At 73.0% G+C, this 16,402-nt stretch carries 14 protein-coding genes; 11 read left to right on the forward strand and 3 right to left on the reverse strand.

The genetic code is table 11. The annotated features are described in order from the left end of the window. The first annotated feature begins 35 nt into the window (after positions 1–35). On the forward strand, positions 36–1,733 hold the full coding sequence (locus tag ACH4UM_RS33855; protein ID WP_398187902.1) for a hypothetical protein: 1,698 nt from the start codon (positions 36–38) through the stop codon (positions 1,731–1,733). Between the two features lie 286 nt (positions 1,734–2,019). On the opposite strand, the gene ACH4UM_RS33860 is transcribed toward ACH4UM_RS33855, so the two are convergent. Continuing rightward, entirely contained in the window at positions 2,020–2,862 is an 843-nt protein-coding gene (locus tag ACH4UM_RS33860; protein WP_398187905.1) for a hypothetical protein, read from the reverse strand. Between the two features lie 95 nt (positions 2,863–2,957). On the opposite strand from ACH4UM_RS33860, the gene ACH4UM_RS33865 reads away from it, so the two are divergent. The 4 genes from ACH4UM_RS33865 to ilvD all read left to right on the forward strand — a co-directional run bounded on the left by ACH4UM_RS33865 (position 2,958) and on the right by ilvD (position 7,517). Continuing rightward, positions 2,958–3,884: a Ppx/GppA family phosphatase gene (locus ACH4UM_RS33865; RefSeq protein WP_398187908.1), complete on the forward strand. Its 927-nt coding sequence runs from the start codon at positions 2,958–2,960 to the stop codon at positions 3,882–3,884. 80 nt (positions 3,885–3,964) lie between these two features. Further along, complete coding sequence (locus tag ACH4UM_RS33870) at positions 3,965–4,789, forward strand: sugar phosphate isomerase/epimerase family protein (RefSeq protein ID WP_398187911.1); 825 nt, start codon at positions 3,965–3,967, stop codon at positions 4,787–4,789. After that, positions 4,786–5,391: a TetR family transcriptional regulator gene (locus tag ACH4UM_RS33875; RefSeq protein WP_398187914.1), complete on the forward strand. Its 606-nt coding sequence runs from the start codon at positions 4,786–4,788 to the stop codon at positions 5,389–5,391. The genes ACH4UM_RS33870 and ACH4UM_RS33875 overlap by 4 nt, the downstream gene beginning before the upstream one ends. A 272-nt stretch (positions 5,392–5,663) precedes the next feature. Then, a complete protein-coding gene (ilvD, locus tag ACH4UM_RS33880) occupies positions 5,664–7,517 on the forward strand; it encodes a dihydroxy-acid dehydratase (protein ID WP_398187917.1) in 1,854 nt (617 codons plus the stop codon). A 49-nt stretch (positions 7,518–7,566) separates the two neighbouring features. On the opposite strand, the gene ACH4UM_RS33885 is transcribed toward ilvD, so the two are convergent. Beyond that, entirely contained in the window at positions 7,567–9,675 is a 2,109-nt protein-coding gene (locus ACH4UM_RS33885) for a serine/threonine-protein kinase (protein WP_398187920.1), read from the reverse strand. A gap of 181 nt (positions 9,676–9,856) precedes the next feature. Here ACH4UM_RS33885 and ACH4UM_RS33890 point away from each other — a divergent pair, with 181 nt between their 5' ends. The 6 genes from ACH4UM_RS33890 to proC all read left to right on the forward strand — a co-directional run bounded on the left by ACH4UM_RS33890 (position 9,857) and on the right by proC (position 14,749). Further along, complete coding sequence (locus ACH4UM_RS33890; RefSeq protein WP_398187922.1) at positions 9,857–10,171, forward strand: SH3 domain-containing protein; 315 nt, start codon at positions 9,857–9,859, stop codon at positions 10,169–10,171. A 43-nt stretch (positions 10,172–10,214) separates the two neighbouring features. Beyond that, on the forward strand, positions 10,215–10,742 hold the full coding sequence (locus tag ACH4UM_RS33895) for an EamA/RhaT family transporter (RefSeq protein ID WP_398187925.1): 528 nt from the start codon (positions 10,215–10,217) through the stop codon (positions 10,740–10,742). Between the two features lie 643 nt (positions 10,743–11,385). Beyond that, a complete protein-coding gene (locus ACH4UM_RS33900; RefSeq protein ID WP_398187928.1) occupies positions 11,386–12,189 on the forward strand; it encodes a class I SAM-dependent methyltransferase in 804 nt (267 codons plus the stop codon). Positions 12,190–12,259: 70 nt separating this feature from the next. Further along, positions 12,260–13,084 (forward strand): ABC transporter ATP-binding protein, encoded by an 825-nt coding sequence (locus tag ACH4UM_RS33905; protein WP_398187930.1) that lies wholly within the window; start codon positions 12,260–12,262, stop codon positions 13,082–13,084. Beyond that, positions 13,081–13,875 (forward strand): ABC transporter permease, encoded by a 795-nt coding sequence (locus tag ACH4UM_RS33910; protein ID WP_398187933.1) that lies wholly within the window; start codon positions 13,081–13,083, stop codon positions 13,873–13,875. The genes ACH4UM_RS33905 and ACH4UM_RS33910 overlap by 4 nt, the downstream gene beginning before the upstream one ends. Before the next feature lie 64 nt (positions 13,876–13,939). Beyond that, on the forward strand, positions 13,940–14,749 hold the full coding sequence (gene proC / locus ACH4UM_RS33915) for a pyrroline-5-carboxylate reductase (protein WP_398187936.1): 810 nt from the start codon (positions 13,940–13,942) through the stop codon (positions 14,747–14,749). A gap of 58 nt (positions 14,750–14,807) precedes the next feature. Here the strand turns inward: proC and trpS are convergent, their stop codons facing one another. Beyond that, positions 14,808–15,803: a tryptophan--tRNA ligase gene (gene trpS / locus ACH4UM_RS33920; protein ID WP_398187939.1), complete on the reverse strand. Its 996-nt coding sequence runs from the start codon at positions 15,801–15,803 to the stop codon at positions 14,808–14,810. Positions 15,804–16,402: the final 599 nt, after the last annotated feature.

A 16,402-nucleotide genomic window follows, 5' to 3' on the forward strand; every position in this document is an offset into this window, starting at 1 on the left:
CGAGCGATCCCCCGCCGCCTACGGTCGCACGGGTGATGAGCAGCAGTCCGGAGTCCTCGACCCGCACGACCGGTGCACACCGGGCGCACCGCGAGGCGCGCGACCGCGCTGCCGCGCGCACGTTGGCGCAGCGTCCGCCCGCACGCTACGACCCCTATCTCGACGGCTTGTTCACCTACTGCCTGTCCGTGCTGTGCGACCACGAGGCGGCTACCACCGCGCTCGGGGACGCGCTGGTGTTCGCCGAGCGGCGCGGGCAGCGCGTGCCCGCGAGCGCGGGGGAGCGGCGGGCCTGGCTGTACGCGCTGGCCCGCTGGGCGTGCCTGCGCAAGCTCGCCGAGGCCAAGCAGCGGCGGCAGGCCGCACAACACGCCGCGGGCCGCCCCGGCGACGACCGGCAGCGGACGTCCCGGTCCGCCGCTTTGCCCGTCTCCGACCGGGCCCAGGAGGAGCGGCGGCGCGAACTCGCCCTGCTCGCCTGGCCGGAGGCCGCCGGCACCACCCCGGAGCAGCGCGAGGCGCTCGAACTCGCCGTACGTCACCACCTCTCGGCCCACGAGGTCGCGGCCGTCCTCGGCATGGACGCCGCCGCCGCCCGCGAACTGCTCGCCTCCGCCGCCTGCGAGGTGGAGCGCACCCGCGCGGCGCTCGCCGTCGTCGAGACCGGCAGCTGCCCGAGTGTGGCCCACCTCACCGGGGACAGCCGGCTCGTGCTCAGTACGGCGCTGCGGAGCGAGCTGGTCCGCCACGTCGACGACTGTCCGCGCTGCCGCCGCACCGCCGAGCGCGCGATGCCCGGCAGGTGGCCCGGGGCCACGGTCACGCCCGCCGAGCTGCCCGTCCTCGCGGCGCCCCGCGCGGCCCTGCACATCGCGATGGCGCACCACCCGCGCGCGCGGGGCACCGCTCCCCGCTTCGACCGGCGGGGCTTCCCCATGGACCCCAAGGACCACGCGGCCCGCAGGGACCGGCTGCGCGCGCGTGCCGTCACGACCACGGTGGTCGCCACCGTGGTCGCCGCGCCGGTACTGGCCCTGTGGGCCGCCTACCGGGGCGCCCCGACCGCCGAGGGCCCGGGCAGCCCCTCCGCCACCGCGCACGAGGCGCACGATTCCGGCGTCCTGGGCGGGGAGGCCGCGGGCGGCGGCTACGAGAACGCCGGCAACGCCCGGCCCGGACCGGGCGCCTCCTTCCGCGAGGGCGGCAGACCGGACGTCTCCGTGGAGGTCGTCAGCGTCGCGGGCGCCGGGCACGAGACCGGTCACCTGACGGTGACCGCCGCCGGAACCGGCGACACCACGCTCGTCACCCTGACCGCGTCGGGACCCGAACCGGTCCACTGGTCCGCGTCCACCGGGGCGTCCTGGCTGTACCTGAGCCGGGCGTCGGGAACGCTCGAGCCCGGCGAATCGCTGACGATCAAGGTGTACGTCGACCAACTGCGCGAGCCGTCCGGCCACTGGAGCGCGCGCGTGGCGATCGCGCCCGCCGGGGCCGTGGTCTCCCTCGACGGCTACGGCACGGCCCCCGCCCCCACCGGCCACCCGACCGCCCCGCCCCCGACGTCCGGCCCGCACCCCACCCCGACGCCGACGGCCCCCTCGCACCCGTCACCGAGCGATCCGCCGTCGTCCGACCCGGCCCCCACACCCACGGCCCCCTCCCCGTCCGGCCCGGCCGGCTCGACACCACCCCCCGAGCACACCGAGGCCCCGAGCCCGTCGGCCGGCTAGTGCTGTGGCCGGATGGGTTTGCCGGAAAGCCCGCGGCGTCCGGTGCGGTGCATCGCAGGGCGGAGCATCGCCCGCGTACCGGATGTACTCGGGTGCTGCGGCAACGCGGCGAGGTGCCGCACCGGACGCCGCGAGCCGGTGAACCCTTCCGGTCGCAGCACTGGGACAGGGCCCGGACGGGGGACCCGGGCGCGGACCGATGGGCAGGGCGCGCCGCGGTGGTGGGCCCATGGGCGGGGCGAGCCCTGCCGGGGCGTTGGGATGCGCCGGCCGGGCAGCCATCCGCTCAGGCGGGGTCCGCCGGATGGGGTGCCAGCAGGGGCAGCCGGGAGGACAGACGTTGCTCGCAGAGTTCGACCAGACGGTCGTAGCCGGCCTTGCCCATCAGTTCGGTCAGTTCGGCCCGGTAGGAGACGTAGACCGGGTCGCCCGCTCCGTGCGCCGAGGTCGCCGAGGTGCACCACCAGTGCAGGTCGTGGCCGCCCGGGCCCCAGCCCCGCCGGTCGTACTCGCCGATCGACACCTGGAGCACGCGCGTGTCGTCGGGGCGGTCGATCCACTCGAAGGTCCGCCGGACCGGCAGTTGCCAGCACACGTCCGGCTTGGTCTCCAGCGGCTCCCGGTCCTCCCGCAGCGCCAGGATGTGCAGCGAGCAGCCCATGCCGCCGGAGAAGCCGGGCCGGTTCTGGAAGATGCAGGAGCCCTGGAAGGGGCGGGTCTGCCGGGAGCCCTCCTCGTCCTCCAGGACCCAGCCGTGGGCGGTGCCCTCGGCGTGGTTCTGCCAGATGTCCGGAGTGAGCCTGGCCACGTGCTCCGCGACCCGCTTCTCGTCGTCCTCGTCGGAGAAGTGCGCGCCCAGCGTGCAGCACCCGTCGTCCGCGCGGCCCGCCTGGATGCCCTGGCAGCCGCTTCCGAAGATGCAGTTCCAGCGAGAGGTCAGCCATGTCAGATCACAGCGGAAGACCTGTTCGCCGTCCGCCGGATCCGGGAACTCCACCCACGCGCGCGCGAAGTCGAGTCCCTTCTCGTCGGACCGCGAGTCCTTCTTCTTCGGCTTCTTCGGCTTCGCTGCTTTCGCCGGCACCGCAGCCGCCGATTTATCGGTCTTCGCCTTTTTCGTCTTTGGCACGCGTCCAGGGTAAGCCGCCCGGCCCCCGGCGCGGGACCGTACCGGTCCGGGCTCCGGGGGCGGAGGAGGCGCCGGGTGGCAGTAGCGTTCCGTACATGAGACTCGGTGTCCTCGACGTGGGTTCGAACACGGTGCATCTGCTGGTGGTCGACGCGCACCCCGGCGCGCGCCCGCTGCCCGCGCACTCGCACAAGGCGGAGCTGCGGCTCGCGGAGCTCCTCGACGCGGACGGCGCCATCGGCGCCGACGGTGTCGACAAGCTGATCGCCGTGGTCCAGGACGCGCTGCAGGCCGCCGAGGACAAGGGCGTCGAGGATCTGCTGCCGTTCGCGACCTCCGCCGTGCGCGAGGCCACCAACGCCGATGACGTCCTCGCGCGCGTGCAGGCCGACACCGGCGTCGAGCTCCAGGTGCTCAGCGGCGAGGAGGAGGCCCGGCTCACCTTCCTCGCCGCCCGCCGCTGGTTCGGCTGGTCGGCCGGAAAGCTGCTGGTCCTGGACATCGGCGGCGGCTCGCTGGAGATCGCCTACGGCATCGACGAGGAGCCCGACGCCGCCGTGTCGCTGCCGCTCGGCGCGGGCAGGCTCACCGCCGGCTGGCTGCCCGGTGACCCGCCCGACCCGGAGGCCGTCAGGGCGCTGCGCCGCCATGTGCGCACGGAGATCGCCCGGACCGTCGGCGAGTTCAGCCGCTTCGGCGCCCCCGACCACGTGGTCGCCACCTCCAAGACCTTCCGGCAGCTCGCGCGCATAGCCGGCGCGGCACGCTCCGCCGACGGGCTCTATGTCCAGCGCGAACTGAAGCGCGAGTCGCTGGAGGCCTGGGTGCCGCAGCTCGCCGGCATGACGGCCGACGAGCGCTCCGAGCTGCCCGGCGTCTCCGACGGCCGCGCGGGCCAGCTCCTGGCCGGCGCCCTGGTCGCCGAGGGCGCTATGGACCTCTTCGGGGTCGAGCGCCTGGAGATCTGCCCGTGGGCGCTGCGGGAGGGCGTGATCCTGCGGCGCCTGGACCACATGGGCTGACCCGCACCCGCACATGGCGAACACCACAACGGCGAATAGGCGCCCCACGCTCACCTGTCGCACCCCGTAACCTGTCCCCCATGGCAGAGCCAGTCGTGCGCATCCCGGATGCGAAGGTCGCCCTGTCGACGGCCTCTGTGTACCCGGAGTCGACGGCGACGGCCTTCGAGACGGCCGCGCGCCTCGGATACGACGGTGTCGAGGTCATGGTGTGGACCGACCCGGTCAGCCAGGACATAGAGGCGCTGCGCAGACTCAGCGACTACCACCAGATCCCCATCCTCGCCGTTCACGCCCCCTGTCTGCTGATCACGCAGCGCGTGTGGTCCACCGACCCCTGGGTCAAGCTCCAGCGCGCGAGGTCGGCCGCGCAGAGGCTCGGCGCGAGCACGGTCGTCGTCCACCCGCCCTTCCGCTGGCAGCGCCAGTACGCCCGTGACTTCGTCGCCGGGATCTGGCGCATGGCGGGCGAGACCGATGTGCGGTTCGCCGTGGAGAACATGTACCCCTGGCGCTACCGAGACCGCGAGATGCTCGCGTACGCCCCCGACTGGGACGTCACGAAGGAGGACTACCGTCACTTCACGATCGATCTCAGCCATGCCTCGACCGCCCGCACCGACGCCCTGCAGATGGCCGACCGCATGGGCGACCGCCTCGGCCATGTGCACCTCGCCGACGGCAGGGGTTCGGCGAAGGACGAGCACCTGGTGCCCGGACGCGGCTCGCAGCCCTGCGCCGAGCTGCTGGAAGGTCTCGCCCGGTCCGGCTTCGACGGCCATGTGGTCATCGAGGTCAACACCCGCCGCGCCATGTCCGGCGCCGAGCGTGAGGCCGACCTCGCCGAGGCCCTGGCCTTCACACGGCTCCACCTGGCGTCGGCGGTGAAGGTGCCCGGGCGATGACCGACGCCCCCGCCCGCCGCCGCGGCCGCCCCCGGCGCGAGGAGGCCGCCGACACCCGCGACCACATCCTCAACGCGGCCCGCGAGGAGTTCTCCGAGCGCGGCTACGACAAGACGTCCGTCCGCGGTATCGCCAAGGCGGCCGGCGTCGACTCCGCCCTCGTCCACCACTACTTCGGCACCAAGGAGCAGGTCTTCGAGGCGGCGATCGAGGTCGCCTTCGCGCCCGCGCTCGAGGCGCCGGACGCACTCGCCGAGGCCCCGCTGGACAGTGTGGGCGAGCGCCTGGCCCGCTTCATCTTCGGCGTCTGGGAGAACCCGACCACCCGTACGCCCCTGCTGGCGATCGTCCGCTCCGCGGTGAACAACGACACCGCGGCCGCCGTCTTCCGCCGCCTGATCGCCTCGCAGCTGGTGCGCCGCATCGCCGGCCGGATCGACCTGCCCGACGCGGAGCTGCGCGCCGAACTGGCGGCCGCCCAGCTGGTGGGGTGCGCGATGCTGCGATACGTGATCAAGGTGGAGCCGCTGGCGTCGGCGGACGTGGAGCAGATCATCGCCAGGGTGGCGCCGGTGGTGCAGGGGCATCTGACCGGGGCGTGAGGCGGGGCGCACCGGAGGACGGGGCGGTTCGCGCCCGCCGGGCGACCCGGGGGAGGCGTGCGGGGCAGTTCGCGCGCGTGGCGACCCGCGGGGGCGCGTGCGAGGCGGCTTCGCGAGCAACCCGGGCGCGCGCCCCGTTCGACGAGACACCCGTCCCGCATTCCGGACAGCGCGTCCCGACCCCTGGATGACCGGCGTACGCTCGACTGAGTCAGAACTCTGCCACGACCCTCCCGACGTCCCGGCAGAACTCTCCGAAGGAGCGAGCGACGATGCCCGAGCTGAGGTCCCGCACAGTCACCCACGGCCGCAACATGGCGGGCGCCCGCGCCCTTATGCGCGCCTCCGGTGTACCCGGTGCGGACATCGGCCGGAAGCCGATCATCGCGGTCGCCAACAGCTTCACGGAGTTCGTGCCCGGCCACACCCACCTCCAGCCGGTCGGCCGGATCGTCAGCGAGGCGGTCCGGGAGGCGGGCGGCATCCCGCGCGAGTTCAACACGATCGCGGTCGACGACGGCATCGCGATGGGCCACGGCGGCATGCTGTACTCGCTGCCCTCCCGGGACCTGATCGCGGACAGCGTCGAGTACATGGTCGAGGCCCACTGCGCCGACGCCCTGATCTGCATCTCCAACTGCGACAAGATCACCCCGGGCATGCTGATGGCGGCGCTGCGCCTGAACATCCCGACGGTCTTCGTCTCCGGCGGCCCGATGGAGTCCGGCCGCGCCACCCTCGTCGACGGCACGGTCCGCACCCTCGACCTGATCGACGCGATCGCCGACGCCGCCAACGACAAGGTCTCCGACGAGGACATCCTGCGCATCGAGGAGAACGCCTGCCCGACCTGCGGCAGCTGTTCCGGCATGTTCACCGCCAACTCGATGAACTGCCTGACCGAGGCGATCGGACTGTCCCTCCCCGGCAACGGCTCGGTCCTGGCCACCCACACGGCCCGCAAGGCGCTGTACGAGAACGCGGCCCGCACGGTCATGGACCTCACCCGCCGCTACTACGAGCAGGACGACGACACCGTCCTGCCGCGCAACGTCGCCACCTTCGCGGCCTTCGAGAACGCCATGGCCCTGGACATCGCCATGGGCGGCTCCACGAACACGATCCTGCACCTGCTGGCCGCCGCCCAGGAGGCCGGCGTCCCCTTCGGCCTGGAGCAGATCGACGCCGTCTCGCGCCGGGTCCCGTGCCTGGCCAAGGTCGCCCCGAACATCGCAGGGAACCGCACGTACTACATGGAGGACGTGCACCGCGCCGGCGGCATCCCCGCCCTGCTCGGCGAACTGCACCGGGCCGGCCTGCTGAACGAGGACGTGCACGCGGTGCACAGCCCCTCCCTGGCGGACTGGCTCAAGACCTGGGACATCCGCGGCGGCTCCCCGTCGGCGGCGGCGGTCGAACTGTGGCACGCGGCCCCGGGCTGTGTCCGCTCGGCCGAGGCCTTCTCCCAGTCCGAGCGCTGGGAGGCCCTCGACGACGACGCCGAGAACGGCTGCATCCGCTCCGCCGAGCACGCGTACAGCAAGGACGGCGGCCTGGCGGTGCTGCGGGGCAACCTGGCCGTGGACGGCTGCGTGGTGAAGACCGCGGGCGTCGACGAGTCGATCTGGACCTTCGAGGGCCCGGCGGTCGTCTGCGAGTCGCAGGAGGAGGCCGTCCAGAAGATCCTCACCCAGCAGGTCAAGGAGGGCGACGTCGTCGTCATCCGCTACGAGGGCCCCAAGGGCGGCCCCGGCATGCAGGAGATGCTCTACCCGACCTCGTACCTGAAGGGCCGCGGCCTGGGCAAGGCCTGCGCGCTGATCACCGACGGCCGCTTCTCCGGCGGCACCTCGGGTCTGTCCATCGGCCACGCCTCCCCCGAGGCGGCCTCCGGCGGCATCATCGCCCTCGTCGAGGATGGCGACCGCATCCGCATCGACATTCCGAACCGCTCGATCGAGCTCCTGGTCGACGAGGCGGAGCTCTCCCGCCGTGAGCAGGCCCTGGACGGCACGTACGCCCCCAAGAACCGCGACCGCAAGGTCTCGGCGGCCCTGCGCGCCTACGCCGCGATGGCGACGAGCGCGGACCGGGGCGCGGTCCGGGACGTCTCGAAGCTGGGCTGAGCCCCCGACTCCGCCGGGGCCGCTCCCTCGGGGGCGGCCCCTCGCCTTGTCACCAGGCCGCGGGGTCGCGTCCGTCCACGGCGAAGACGGTGCCGTCGGGGGCGGTCGCGTAGATGCGGGTCCCGGCCGGTACCGGCGCGGGCACCGCGGGGGCGACCTCACCCGAGTTCGCGCCGAGCCGCGCCGGCGTCTGCCCCTGCAGCCTGCCGGTGCGGGCGTCCACGGCGAGCAGCCGGCCGTCCGCGGCGGTGAAGTACACGTGCCGGGCGTCCGCCACCGGGGTGGAGCCTCGGGACACGGCCGTCTGCAGACTCCACGGCCGGGTCCGCGCCTCCAGATCGACGGCCAGCAACGCACCGCCGGCGCCCAGGAGACGGACGACGTTCCCGCGAACCGAGGCGGCGGCGCCCTGGAGTGGGTACGACAGCGTCACGCGGCGCTGCTTCCCGGAAGCCGGGGTGTACCGGACCACGGCCCGCACATCGCCGTAGACCGCGTCGACGGCGACCAGGAACACGGAGCTGCCGCTGGTGCCGACAGGCCGTACGGAGCCGTCCAGCCGCGCATCCCACCGCACGTCGCCCGTCCTCGGGTCCACAGCGGTGACGCGCGTCCCCGACCCGTCGGCGGAAGTGCTCGCCGCGTAGGCCAGCGGGTCCGGGGCGAACGAGGCGAAGTACGGCGCACCCTGGCCGGGGATCCGGCGGCTCCACAGGGTGCCGCCGGAACCGGCGTCCACACCGGTGACCGTCCCGTCGGGGCCGGTGAGCAGGATCGTGCCGCCGGCGTACTGGATCCCGGCGTACTTGGGCACGTCCCGCTGCCAGCGCGGCCGGCCCGAGGCCGGATCGAGCGCCTCCAGGTGCCGGCCTCCGTTCAGCGCGGGCTGAACGAGCCCGCTCGCCAGCACCGGCGGTCCGCTCGGGCGCGAGGCGGGTACCGGGTGGCGCCACAGGAGGGCGCCGTCCGAGGACGAGAGGGCGAAGACCAGTCCGGTCCGCGCGCACAGCAACTTCCCGGCCGCGTAGGAACACTGGGCGGCGCCCCCGCCCCCCGGCGCCTTGACCTGCCAGGGGCTGAACCGGTCCGAGGCGGTACGCGGGGCAGCCGCAGCCTTCCGTGGGGCCGGGCCCGCGTCGTCGGCGAGCAGCTCGACCGAGGCGAACGCACCGCCCACCGCCAGGCCCAGGGCCCCGGCCACCAGGCCCGCCAGCCGCCGGCGGACACGTCGGCGGGGCCGGCTCCCGGAGTGCTCGGGCTCGGAACCGGCCTCCGGCGCGGGCGGCGCACCGGCCCGCTGCGCCGGTATGAAGGCCTGCGTGTCGTACGAGGCCGCGACCGATCGCAGTTCCCGCATCAACTCGTCGGGGGTGGGCCGGTCCTCGGGCTCCTTGGCGAGGCAGCGCAGGACGAGGGGCGCGAGGTTGTCCGGTACGCCGGTCAGATCCGGCTCGTCGTGCACGACCTGGTAGGCGACGACGTACGGGCTGTCGGAGTCGAACGGACCGCGTCCGGTCGCCGCGTGCACCATCACGGACCCGAGCGCGAAGATGTCGGCCGCGGGGCCCACCTCCCGCGGCCGCCGGAACTGCTCGGGCGCCATGAACGGCGGCGTGCCGATCAGCTTGCCCGTCTCCGTTCGCAGTTCACTGTCCTTCGGCCGGGAAATGCCGAAGTCGATGACCTTGGGGCCGTCCTCGGCGAGCAGCACGTTGCTCGGTTTCAGATCGCGGTGCACGACCCCGACCCGATGGATGTCGCGCAACGCCTCCGCGAGCCCGGCCATCAGCCGGCGCAGCTGAGCGGCATCCATGGGACCATTCCGCTTCACATGCTCGGACAGTGACGGACCCGGAATGAACAGGGTGGCCATCCACGGCCGTCCGGCCTCCGGATCGGCGTCGACGACCGATGCGGTGAAGGCGCCGCTCACCCTCCGGGCGGCGGCCACTTCCTGCCGGAACCGCCCCCTGAACTCGGGGTCCTTGGCGAACTGGGCATGCACGACCTTCACCGCGAGCTTCATCCCGGAGGTGCTGCGGGCCAGGTGCACGACCCCCATGCCGCCCGAGCCGAGACACGACTCCAGGCGGTAGTGACCGGCGTACTCCGGAAGTTCCGCTTCCGCGCCCGCTCCGCTGCTGCGCTGTGGCGCCATGGAACCACCCCCGTGCTGTTCGTCCGCGCGCGCGACGCACGGAGCCTAGTCGATGACTCGTACGGGACCGAGGCGGCTTGCTAGCCTCCACGTGCGAGTCGCGTACAAGTGTTTCGTGGCGCGTTTCAGGGGAATGAACGTGGCCCCACATCAGCCGTGGGGCACAACGGGGGAGGATTTCATGTCAGTCGACCGCGCCGAGGGGACCGGCGAACGGCAGGAGAAGGAGGCCGTCGCCACGGCGGCCCTGCGGTACTACTCGGTCGCCCCGGGCGTCCGCCTCAACGTCCGCAGCGGACCCGGCACCGGCTACTCCATCGTCCGGGTGCTGCCCGAGGGCACCAAGGTCCCGATCTACTGCCAGACGCCGGGCACGACGGTGAGCGGACCGTACGGCACCTCGAACATCTGGGACAACATCGGCGACGGCGAGTTCGTCGCGGACGCGTACGTGTACACCGGCGTCGACGGCTACGTGGCCTCCCGCTGCTCCTGATCCCGCCCGGAGCCCGCGGCCCGCCCGGCGCCATAATCGTCCCGTGAGCGACGAAAACGGCACCCGGTCCACCCCCGCGGGCTCCACGGCCCCGGCCGACTCCGGCTCGGCGGGCCCGCGCCCCGAACCCCTGCGGTTCTTCGGCACGAGCTGGGTGAACCACGACAACGGCTACGCGGCCCGCCGGATCGGCGTCGCCGTAGGCTCGCTCGCCGCGGCCGCCGCATCCTGCCTCATGCTCCGCTTCGCCTACCAGGGGCTCCGGATCGCCAACTCGGGCGCCTTCGTCACGCTCCTGGTCGTCGTGATGTTCGCCGTGTGCAGCGCGCTCGCCTTCCGCCACACCTGGGACGCCTTCGCCAAGCGCCCCGACCCCGACCGCCAGGCCTCCCTGCGCGGCCTGCTCGCCATCGGCTTCGTCGGCTCGCTCCTCGCGTACTTCTTCCGCTCCCTGATCGAGGCCCCCGGCGAGAAACTGCACCGCGAGGAGTACGACCAGGCCCGCGAGCACTATGCCCGCCGCACCACCCGCCGCTCGGGCAACCCGTCGAAGAAGCGCCGCCGCTCCTGACCGGACGGCCGGCGGGGCCGGGGCGGCCGAGACGGCCGGGGCGGTCCGGGGAGCCGGGGCGCCTGACGGCCCGACAGGACGAGCGGCCAGGGCGGGCCGGACGGCCGGAGCGGCCGGGGCGGAAGGGGTCGCAGGGGCGGTGCTGATGGCAGGCCGGGCCCCGGCGTGTCGGTGCGGCGAGTGGCCAGGACGGACCCGGCGCGGGCTGACAGGAGGAACGGCCAGGACGGGTCCGCCCGGCTGATGGGGCGAGGGCCTGTGGTGGCCCCGCTGAACCGACGGGGCGAGGGCCTGTGGTGGTGCCTGTGGTGGCCCCGCCGGGCTGGCGGGACGAGGGCCTGTGGTGGTGCCTGTGGTGGCCTCGCCGGGCTGGCGGGACGAGGGCCTGTGGTGGTGCCTGTGGTGGCCTCGCCGGGCTGACGGGACAAGCGCCCGTGGCTGCCCCCGCCGAACCGGCGGGGCGAGGGCCTGTGGTGGCCTCGCCGAGTCGGCGGGACAAGCGCCCGTGGCGGCCCCGCCGAACTGACAGGACGAGCGCCCGTGGCGGGCCCCGCCGGGCTGGTGGGACCGCGCGCTGCGGACGAGGCCGCCCGTGGCCGAAGGCACGCTGTCCAAGGTCGGCATGCCGCCCGATCATGGCCGTATGACCGCATCCTGGACGTCCTCGTCGAGTTCCGGCAGCCTCGACGCCGCCCGAGCCCACTCCTTCAACGCGGCCGCGGCGCAGTACGCCGCCAGCCGCCCTTCCTACCCGCCCGCGCTCCTCGACGCCGTCGAGGAGATCACCGGCCGCCCCCTGGCCGGGGCCCGGGTCGCGGACATCGGGGCGGGCACGGGCATCGCCACCGCCCTGCTGCGCGAGCGCGGCGCCGAGGTGCTGGCCGTCGAACCCGGCGACGGCATGGCGGCCGAGTTCCGCCGCGCCCACCCCGGCGTTCCCGTCGTGCGCGGCAACGGCAACGCCCTCCCTCTCGCCGACGCCTGCGCCGACCTCCTCACCTACGCCCAGGCCTGGCACTGGACCGACCCCGTCCGATCGGTCCCGGAGGCCCTGCGCGTCCTGCGCCCGGGCGGCGCCCTCGCGCTGTGGTGGAACACGGACGCCCTCGACATCGAGTGGACCGCCGAGTCGAGCCGCCGTATCGGCCGTTTCTTCGGCGTCGGCGTCTCCGCCGAGAAGCAGCGCGCCGCCCGCGCCGCCCGGGCCGACCCGACCGGACGCCTCCGCTTCACCGGCCGCGAGATCCGGTGGAGCCGCCGCGTCCCGCTCGACACCCACCTCGCCAACATCGGCAGCCACTCGTTCTTCCTGGTCTGCCCCGAGGAACGCCGGACCGCGTTCCTCGCCGAGGAACGCGACCACCTGCTGAAGGTCTTCCCGGACGGCATCGTCGAGGAGACCTACGACGTGCTCCTCCTCGTCGCCACCACACCGGACCGGCCCTGACGGGACCCTGACCGCCGTTCTGCCCGTTCGGCCCTTGACGGCAACCCGTCCCGCGCGCATTAATCAGCACATGGTGAATATTTCTTCGGATCCGCCTCGCCCCGGTCCGGAAGCCGTCCGTGCCGAGGGGGGTCCGCCCGCCGTCCGTGCCGAGGGCCTCACCGTCGTCCGGGGCCCCCGCACGGTCCTGCGCGGCCTCGACTTCACCGTCCCCCGGGGCCAGATCACCGGACTGCTCGGCCCCTCCGGATGCGGCAAGTCGACCCTCATGCGCTCGATCGTCGGCACCCAGGCCAAGGTCGGCGGCACCCTGGAGGTCCTCGGCCAGCCGGCCGGCCACCCCAGCCTGCGCACCCGCATCGGCTACGTCACCCAGGACCCCTCCGTCTACGACGACCTGACCGTCCGCCAGAACCTGGACTACTTCGCCGCGATCCTCGACCCGGGCCGCGCCGCGGCCGAACGCCGCCACGACAACGTCACCCGGGCCATCAACGACGTCGACCTCACCAGCCACACCGACGCCCTCGCCGGCAACCTCTCCGGCGGCCAGCGCAGCCGTGTCTCCCTCGCGGTCGCCCTTCTCGGCACCCCCGAACTGCTGGTCCTCGACGAACCGACCGTGGGCCTGGACCCCGTACTGCGCCGCGACCTGTGGAACCTCTTCCACGACATCGCCGCGACCCGCGGCGCCACCCTGCTCGTCTCCTCCCACGTCATGGACGAGGCAGAACGCTGCCACCGCCTGCAGCTGATGCGCGAGGGCGAGATCCTCGCCGAGGACACCCCCGAGGCCCTGCGGTCCCGTACCGGTACCCAGACCGTCGAGGCGGCCTTCCTGCACCTGGTCGACGAGGCGGCCGCAGCCGGCCGCACCAAGGAGTCAGCACGATGAGCACCACGACGGCACCGTACGCGCACCACCACGCGCACGCCCCCACCCGCGCCCTGAGCGCCGCCCGCACCACCGCCACCGCCGCCCGTGTACTGCGCCAGCTCCGCCACGACCCGCGCACCATCGCCCTGATGCTGCTGGTCCCCTGCCTGATGCTGGTCCTGCTGCGCTACGTCTTCGACAGCAGCCCGCGCACCTTCGACAACATCGGCGCCTCGCTCCTCGGCATCTTCCCGCTGATCACCATGTTCCTGGTGACCTCGATCGCCACCCTGCGCGAACGCACCTCGGGCACCCTTGAACGCCTGCTCGCCATGCCGCTCGGCAAGGGCGACCTCATCGCCGGCTACGCCCTCGCCTTCGGCACCCTCGCGATCATCCAGTCCGTCCTGGCCACCGGCATTGCGCTGTGGCTGCTCGGCCTGGACGTCGTCGGCTCGCCCTGGCTGCTCCTGCTGGTCGCCCTGCTCGACGCACTCCTCGGCACGGCCCTCGGCCTGTTCGTCTCCGCCTTCGCGGCCTCCGAGTTCCAGGCGGTCCAGTTCATGCCGGCGGTGATCTTCCCCCAGCTGCTCCTGTGCGGCCTGTTCACGGCCCGCTCGAACATGCACCCCGTCCTGGAGGCCATCTCCGACGTCCTGCCGATGTCCTACGCGGTCGACGCCATGAACGAGGTCCTGCGCCACACGGACGTGACGGCGACCTTCGCACGGGACGTACTCGTCGTCGCGGGCTGCGCCCTGCTGGTCCTGGTCCTGGGAGCGGCCACGCTACGACGCCGGACCGCGTAGCCGGACCGCGTCCGCCTGCCGGACAACCGCCCCCGACGCACATCCCGGGTGGGAACATGAGCCCATGAGCCAGAAAGTCGCAGTCCTCGGCACCGGCAAGATCGGCGAAGCCCTGCTCAGCGGAATGATCCGGGCCGGCTGGGCTCCCGCCGACCTCCTGGTCACCGCCCGCCGCCCGGAACGGGCCGAAGAGCTCCGCAGCCGCTACGGAGTCACCCCGGTCACCAATCCGGAGGCCGCCAAGACCGCCGACACCCTGATCCTCACGGTCAAGCCCCAGGACATGGGCACGCTTCTCGACGAACTCGCCCCGCACGTCCCCGCCGACCGCCTGGTCATCAGCGGCGCCGCGGGCATCCCCACCGCCTTCTTCGAGGAGCGCCTGGCCGCCGGCACTCCGGTGGTCCGGGTCATGACGAACACCCCCGCCCTGGTGGACGAGGCCATGTCGGTCATCTCCGCCGGCACCCACGCCACCGCCGCCCACCTCGCCCACGCCGAGGAGATCTTCGGCGCCGTGGGCAAGACGCTCCGCGTCCCCGAGTCCCAGCAGGACGCCTGCACCGCCCTGTCCGGCTCGGGCCCGGCGTACTTCTTCTACCTGGTCGAGGCCATGACCGACGCCGGCATCCTCCTCGGCCTGCCCCGCGACAAGGCCCACGACCTGATCGTCCAGTCCGCGATCGGCGCCGCCGTGATGCTCCGGGACAGCGGGGAGCACCCCGTGAAGCTCCGCGAGAACGTCACCTCGCCGGCCGGTACGACGATCAACGCCATCCGCGAACTGGAGAACCACGGGGTGCGTGCCGCGCTCATCGCCGCCCTGGAAGCCGCCCGCGACCGCAGCCGCGCGCTGGCCTCCGGCAACAGCTGACGACCGACGGCCGGCACCGGGGACCGGACGCCCGCCGTTTCCCGAGCCGGGCCGTTCCTCACGCGGGCAGCAGCCCGATCGCCCGGTACGCCGCGTCCACTCCCGGCCGCGCCATCCGACGGGCCTTCTCCGCGCCCGCCCGCAGCACCCCGTCCACATGAGCCGGGTCCGCGCACAGCTCCCGGTGCCGCTCCTGGACCGGTCTGAGCACTTCGACCACGGCCTCGGCGGTGTCCTTCTTCAACGCCCCGTACGAGTCGTACGCACCGCTCAGCTCCGCCGGGTCCCCGCCCTCGCAGGCGGCCAGGATCTCCAGCAGATTCGCGACGCCCGGCCGTTGCGCCGGGTCGTAGACGACGTCCCGCCCGCTGTCCGTCACCGCCCGCATGACCTTCCTCCGCACGACGTCCGGTTCGTCGAGCAGATAGACGATGCCCGGCCCGGAGTCGTCCGACTTCCCCATCTTCGACGTCGGGTCCTGCAGGTTCATCACCCGTGTCGCCACCTTGGGCTGGGTCGCCTTCGGCACCACGAAGGTGTGCCCGTAGCGCTGGTTGAACCGCACCGCCAGATCCCGGGCCAGTTCCACGTGCTGCGTCTGGTCCTCACCGACCGGCACCTCGTCCGCGCCGTACGCCAGGATGTCCGCCGCCATCAGCGCGGGATACGTCAGCAGCGACAGCCGCACGCTGCCGCCGCGCTCCCGCTCCCGCGCGGACTTCTCCTTGTACTGGATCATCCGTCGCATCTCACCGTCGGTGGCCACGCACTCCAGCAGGTAGGACAGCCGGGTGTGCTCGTCCACATGGCTCTGCAGGAACACGGTGCACCGCTCCGGATCGAGCCCCGCCGCCAGCAGCAGCGTCGCCCCCTGCCGGCTGAGCCGCCGCACCCGAGCCGGGTCGTGGTCCACGGTCAGTGCGTGCAGGTCGACGACGCAGAACAGGGCGTCCGCCCGGTGCTGGTCCACCTCCGCCCACCGCCGCAGGGCGCCCAGGTAGTTCCCGAGGGTCAGGTGCCCGGTCGGCTTGACCCCGCTGAAGACCCGTGTCATCTCCACTCCGCTTCATCTCCTGATCGGGGCCGCCGTCCCGGCCGGCCGCCCCTCGGAGTACTGGAGGGAGAAACGAGAACGGCCGCCGAGGCGGCGGCCGTTGCATGCATACGTGAGGGCGGCCGCCGTCAGGCGGGCCACCACTGCTGGTTGCACGTACGCGTAGTCATGGGCCCAGATTACTCCCGCGAGGTGCCGTTCGTCCGTGAGTTGACACGACACGGCCCGATCCGTAGGGTTCTTCGAGTTGTCCGACGTGAGAGCCGACTCCGGTCGGTCCCCGGACAGCCACTCCGCAGGTACCAACCTCTACTCGACGACAGTCGGCTTGTCTGCCTCTCTGCCGTCGCGTCATTGGCGTGCGTATTTACGGAATGAGGAATCCGCGTTCGAAAGGACGCAGCCCCCGATTCGCTCGGGAGCACGGAATCCGCTAAAGTCTCACTCGTCGGAACGGCCCAACGGCCGGGAAGGCAAACCCCGCTGACTGGGGATCAGGTCGAGAAAAGATCTGATAGAGTCGGAAACACCGAAGGGAAGCGCCCGGAGGAAAGCCCGAGAGGGTGAGTACGAAGGAAGCGTCCGTTCCTTGAGAACTC

This window comes from Streptomyces sp. NPDC020801, from assembly GCF_044334385.1.
Classification (GTDB): Bacteria; Actinomycetota; Actinomycetes; order Streptomycetales; family Streptomycetaceae; genus Streptomyces.